The sequence below is a fragment of the Gynurincola endophyticus genome, assembly GCF_003991195.1.
Lineage (GTDB): Bacteria > Bacteroidota > Bacteroidia > Chitinophagales > Chitinophagaceae > Gynurincola > Gynurincola endophyticus.
In genome coordinates this window covers 1-1,176 of the sequence record NZ_RCWL01000022.1, presented here as the reverse complement: position 1 = coordinate 1,176, position 1,176 = coordinate 1, and the positions used below count along the sequence as shown (strand labels likewise).

Annotated in this window: 2 protein-coding genes; both read right to left on the bottom strand. The window is 41.1% G+C overall.

The genetic code is table 11. The annotated features are described in order from the left end of the window. Positions 1-2 precede the first annotated feature (2 nt). The gene (locus D9O48_RS18685) at positions 3-608 is read right to left on the bottom strand and encodes a mobile mystery protein B (RefSeq protein WP_126974518.1); all 606 of its coding nucleotides are present in this window, start codon (positions 606-608) and stop codon (positions 3-5) included. Next, positions 599-1,063 carry a mobile mystery protein A gene (locus D9O48_RS18680; protein ID WP_126974517.1) on the bottom strand — a complete coding sequence of 155 codons (465 nt, stop codon included), beginning with the start codon at positions 1,061-1,063 and terminating at the stop codon, positions 599-601. The genes D9O48_RS18685 and D9O48_RS18680 overlap by 10 nt, the downstream gene beginning before the upstream one ends. Positions 1,064-1,176: the final 113 nt, after the last annotated feature.

The following is a 1,176-nucleotide window of genomic DNA, read 5'->3' as shown; positions in this document are numbered from 1 at the left end:
TTCTATGATCTGGAAAACAAAATCAACGGCTCTATTATTCCGCAATCGGCCTGGCGCAATGCATTCAGATATTGTGTCCTGAATGTAGTTGTGTGTATCAGACTTTGGCTGCCCCAGGTAAAAACCGGTCTCCCGAATATCTTTTCTACAATAATGTCTGCTATTAAACGCGAATGCCTTCCGTTACCGTTCGGAAAGCAATGAATAGATACTATCCGATGCTTGAACCGAACTGCGATTTCATCTTCGCTAAACGTCTTGTTTTCTATCCAATAACGGCAGTCATCCAGCAATGCTCTTAACTCAATACCTATCTGGTATTTATCAACGCCGATATTTTTATTGGTATTTCTGAAACGACCTGCCCACTCCCAAACCTCTCCATACATTCTTTTGTGTAGCTCTATTACAAATTGTTCTGAAAGAACTTCTGCAAGCATAAACCTTTTACGCCGCTCCAACGTCCATCGTATGGCGTCTTCTATATTACGTTGTTCCACTTCGTCCAGCTCATGACGGGTAAAAATGGTAGGAATCAGCAGACCATCCTTCTCGTCAGGGTCGAGCGGAGTTTGCCCTTCTTCATATTGCAGCGTTTCTAATCCCATAGTGATTTAGGCATTTCTCGTTTAAACTCTTCGGTCATCTCTGCGATTGCTTCCTTAATTCTTTGGTCGGAATTTTCCTGATCCTCCAGTTTCATTGTCGTTGAGGTTCGCATGACAATCTTTTGGGCTAATTCCTTAGCCTGGTTCTCAATCATTTTTTCCAATGATCCTTCCCGGGGAATAAAGCCATAGACCAGCTTCATATTCAATGCCTCGCCCGCCTCTCGCAGATTATTCAACGTGATACTCCCTTCGGACTCACTCTTTTCTACCTTTGCCATGCCTTGCGGACTAATAGAAAGTCGTCCTCCCAATTGCCGTAAGGACATGTTGAGTGTTTTCCGAACAAGAGCAATCCAGCCTTCTTTCGGATATTCGATATCCCGTAAAGGTGCCAGATTTTGCAGCCTCTTATCTAGCTGCCTGATAATCAGCCTGCTATTATTTAACTTCATGATAAACCCTATTTCTTTCACCCTAAATATAAACCTATTAGTTTAAAAAAAAATAAATATTTTAAACTAATAAGATTAATAAATGACTCTGTAATTAAACCAATTGGTTTAAT

What these genes read in the sequence shown, in the direction of transcription:
- D9O48_RS18685 (WP_126974518.1), bottom strand. Translation starts at nt 608, where the DNA reads ATGGGATTAGAAACGCTGCAATATGAAGAAGGGCAAACTCCGCTCGAC.
- D9O48_RS18680 (WP_126974517.1), bottom strand. Translation starts at nt 1,063, where the DNA reads ATGAAGTTAAATAATAGCAGGCTGATTATCAGGCAGCTAGATAAGAGG.